Raw genomic sequence first — 3,962 nt, forward strand, 5'->3', positions numbered from 1 at the left:
CCGCGACGATCACCGCGATCACCGCGACCAGTTGCAGCCAGGCACTCACGACGGTGCCGAGCGGCACGGTGCCGAGTACGACGCCGGCGCCCACCCAGCGGCTCCACCAGAGTGGGACGTGCAGGGACTGCCGGGCCACGGCGATTCCGGCCAGATAGAGGGCCACCCCGCCGGCCAGGGCCAGGGCCGCGTGCACCGACGCCGGTTCGCCGGGGTGTGCCACCACGGAGTGGATCCCGGCGGCCGCGACGACGATGCCGAGCAGCAGCGGGATGTGCGTGAAGCCGATCCGGAGCGCCAACCGGGCCCGGGGTCCGCGCTCGGCCCGCTTCAGCGCCGCCTCCGCCGCCCCGGTCTCGGTGAAGTACGTCCACCAGAGCGCGAAGGGCAGGGCCAGCGCCGCGACGGTCACGGCGACGGTGCCGGCGGTGAGGTGTGTGACGTCCACGCTGATCCCGATCGCCACCACCGACTCGCCGAGCGCGACGATCAGCAGCAGGCCGTGCCGCTCCACGAAGTGCCGTGCGGCGATGTGGAACGAGGCGATGACGCTGACCCAGGAGAGCCGGGGTATCAGGTAGGGGACGACCGACTGGAGGGCGAAGGCCGCCAGCCACAGTTCGTACCTGACTGCTCCGTCGGCGAGCCCGCCGAGCACGACCAGCAGGGCGGAACCGACGTTGTAGACCGCCAACCAGAGCAGGGCGATGCCGATCCCCGCCTGGGTGAAGAGCAGCAGGTGGACGCAGATCACCACCAGGTATCCCACGCCGAAGACCAGACCGGTGCGGCCGAACGCCTCCGGCACCCCGACGGCGGCGACGAGGAAGCCCGCCATTCCCCCGAACAGCAGCAACTTCTGGGTGGCCCGGCGGGGCGGCACGCTGTTGGGCAGCCAGACATAGCCGGTGACCATCCACCACAGGATCCCGAACAGCAGCAGTACCCGGCCGAGGCTGGGCAGGGAGAGGTCCGCCTCCAGGATCCGGGTGAGCTGGGTCAGGGTGAAGACGAAGACCAGGTCGAAGAAGATCTCCACCGGGGCCACCCGGTCGGCTGGCCGGCGGTCCGTGCCGCGCCAGGCAAGACGGCTCATAACCAGCGAGCGTAGGGCGGCCGGCGGGAGCGCGTCCGGCGGTCGCCCCGAGGCGAGTACGGCCGGCGGTCAGCCCGGGGCGACCACCTGCCGCAGGGCCACCAACCCGGGTACGTCGATACGTTGCCGTACCGCCCCGGTGCCGGGGTCGACCCGGAGTACGGCGTCGGGCTGGCCGACGTACAGCCGGGAGCCGTCGGGCGGGCCGGCGAGGCCGCGTACCTCGGCCGGGGTGGACCAGCGCGGCGCCGGGCCCCCGGCCGTGGTGGCCGCCATCCCGGCCACCACGCGGCCGGCTCCGACCAGCAGCGTCCCGGCGCGGTCGAAGCTCGCGGCGGCGGGTGCGGCGCTACCCGGCCCGGCGGTGCCGGCCAGCGCGTCGAACCGGACACTGTCCATCACGGTCAACCCGTCGGGGTCGATCGTGGCCAGCGCGCCGGTACCGGTGTCCGCGACGTAGAGCCGGCTGCCGTCCCGGTTCAGCGCGATCGTGTGCCCGGTCGCCGCCCGCTCGCCGAACGGTGCCGGCAGGTCGACGCAGAACGCCCAGCGTTCGGTCAGGTCGAGGGTGTGCACGAAGGCGTGCACGTGCGGGGCGTCGTCGCGGGCCCCGGCGCCGTGCGGATCCGTCCCGGCGTTCGCCGCCGCGATCCGGTCCCGGGTGTGCACGTGGTCCGGCTGGTGGGTGTAGAGGGTGAAGAGCCGGTTGCGTTGCCGGTCGTACACGGCCTGCCGGCCCTCGCCGCGCATCTCCTCCTCGGTACCCTCCGGCACCACCGCCTTCACCCGGGTCAGCAGCGGTTGCACCTGCCCGGAGGCGATGTCGACGACCCGCACCCGGTAGCGGTCCGGTGCGGTCGGCGGCAGGTAGTCGAGGACGAAGAGCGCCTGACGGGACGCGTCGAACGCCTCCGGTTCGAGGTTGCCGGGCAGTTCCAGTCGACGGCGCTGGCCGGCGCCGTCGGCAACCACGATCGTGGTCCGCTCCCGTGGCCCCGGCCGGTAGGGCGAGTGCCCCGGCCCGGCGTCGTCGGCGAGCGCCACCAGGTTGCCCTCCGTCGAGGTGGTGCGGACCGCGAGCGCGCCGGTCAGGGTGCCGGCGCTGACCGCCGCGCCGTCCGGCAGCCGGTGACTCGTCACCCGGGTACCCCCGTCCGGACGCTCGACCCGGACCAGCCGGCGGCCGTCGCCGCTGACCACCGCCGGGGCGGGCTGGACCAGTATCCGCCCGGTCGCCGCGTCGACCACCGCCAGTTTGCCGTCGGCCAACTCCACCACGAGTGCCTCACCCGGAGCCAACTTGCGGCGGGCGGCCCCCGCGTCGTCCCGGGCGCTGGACCGGAACTGGCAGCCTGCGCTGGCGGCGACCGTCCCGATCCCGGCGGTACCGGCCAGCAGCGCGCCGGTGAGCCGCAACACGTCACGCCTCGTCGTCGTCATGCCGGGTAGAGCCCTGACATCCCCCGCCGGTTCCACCGCCACCGGTGCGGCCACGCCCGGACAGTTGCAAGATTCTTGGCGAACTGTGGTTAGCGGCGCGCTGTCATGTCCCGGTAGATGTGTCAAGGGTGTGTCCCGGGACATGTGTCAGTTGATGATGTTCGATATTGGGGTGAGGCGTGTGTAGGTCTTCTTGTCTCGTGGGGCGGTGGTGTGGCCGATGGGGTGGCCGTTGCTGGCGTAGACGGTGATGTGGTTGCCGTCGCGGATGGCGGTGACGGTGTGGCCGCGCCAGATGCAGCCGAGACCGATGCGGGTGTAGCCGACGTTGATTGCGCCGGTGTCGGAGACGGTGGGGTGGTGGACGGTGGCGTCGGTTTGGATGGGTAGGGCTTGTGGTCCGCCGTGGTGGGGTGCGGTGGTCCAGGCGTGGTGTGGGGTGACGCGGCCGGGTAGGGCGCTGTGTCGGCGGTGGTGGTTGTAGTGGTGGCGGTAGGTGTCGAGTAGGCGTTGGAGTTGTCGCAGGGTGTGGGGTTGGTGGGGTTGGGCGGTGAGCCATCTTTTGAGGGTTTGGTGGTGGCGTTCGACTTTGCCGCAGGTTTGTGGGTGGTAGGGGCTGGAGTGGATGAGTCGGGTGCCGTGATGGTGGACGGTTTCGGCGAACGGGGACGGGCCGGCGTTGTCCTTGAGGAGTCGGTGGGTGAAGATCGTGCCGTTGTCGGACAGGACGATCGCGGGTGGGCCGTGGTCGGTGAAGGCCCTGCCGATGGCGGCGATCGCGGCGGTGCTGGTCTCGGCCGGCGCGGCCCGGCAGGCGACGAGCATGCGGGTGCAGTCGTCGAGGACGTCGAAGACCGCGACGAGTTGGCCGTTGGCGAGGCGGATCCTGGTGGCGTCGATCTGGTAGCAGTCGCGGGGCTGGGCGTAGGCGAAGCGGCGCCAGGTGCCGCGGGGTCGTTTCGCGGGGTTGCGGTCGAGCAGGTCGTGGCGGGACAGGACCCGGTTGATCGTCGACCGTGACGGCACCCTCCAGCCAGGGTCGGTGAACGCGTGGATCAGCAACAGCTCGTCACGGATCTGGTCCGCGCCGTTGTCGACACCAAGATCGTTGCGGAGTTTGCAGATCCACGCGTCGAGCTCCGGCGGGGTGATACCAGGACTGTGATGCGGCCGGCGGGATCGCTCCCGCCAGACACCCTCGGCCTGTACCCGGGCGCGGTGCCGGTAGAAGGTGCGTGGGTTGACGTTGTTGTCATCGCACCACTGCTGCACGTTGTCGATCCGCACGCCCGCCGCGAGCAGGGCGTCCATCGCGGTCATGACCTGACGTCGATTCGCCATGCCCAGCAGTCATACCGCCCACCAGACCGATCATGTGACACATGTACCGGGACACAACCTGCGACAGATGTCATGGGACTGAACA

3 protein-coding genes are annotated in these 3,962 nt (G+C 71.2%); all 3 read right to left on the reverse strand.

Going from position 1 to position 3,962, the window contains the following annotated elements; all coding sequences use genetic code 11:
• On the reverse strand, window positions 1-1,096 hold a 1,096-nt coding region (locus tag R6Y94_RS44920), incomplete at its 3' end, for a low temperature requirement protein A (RefSeq protein ID WP_318403443.1).
• Window positions 1,097-1,165: 69 nt separating this feature from the next.
• A complete protein-coding gene (locus tag R6Y94_RS44925) occupies window positions 1,166-2,536 on the reverse strand; it encodes a hypothetical protein (RefSeq protein ID WP_318403444.1) in 1,371 nt (456 codons plus the stop codon).
• A gap of 147 nt (window positions 2,537-2,683) precedes the next feature.
• The gene (locus R6Y94_RS44930) at window positions 2,684-3,877 is read right to left on the reverse strand and encodes a DDE-type integrase/transposase/recombinase (protein ID WP_318398518.1); all 1,194 of its coding nucleotides are present in this window, start codon (window positions 3,875-3,877) and stop codon (window positions 2,684-2,686) included.
• Window positions 3,878-3,962: the final 85 nt, after the last annotated feature.

Origin of the sequence: Plantactinospora sp. KLBMP9567 (assembly GCF_033446045.1) — a bacterium.
Taxonomy (GTDB): Bacteria; Actinomycetota; Actinomycetes; order Mycobacteriales; family Micromonosporaceae; genus Plantactinospora.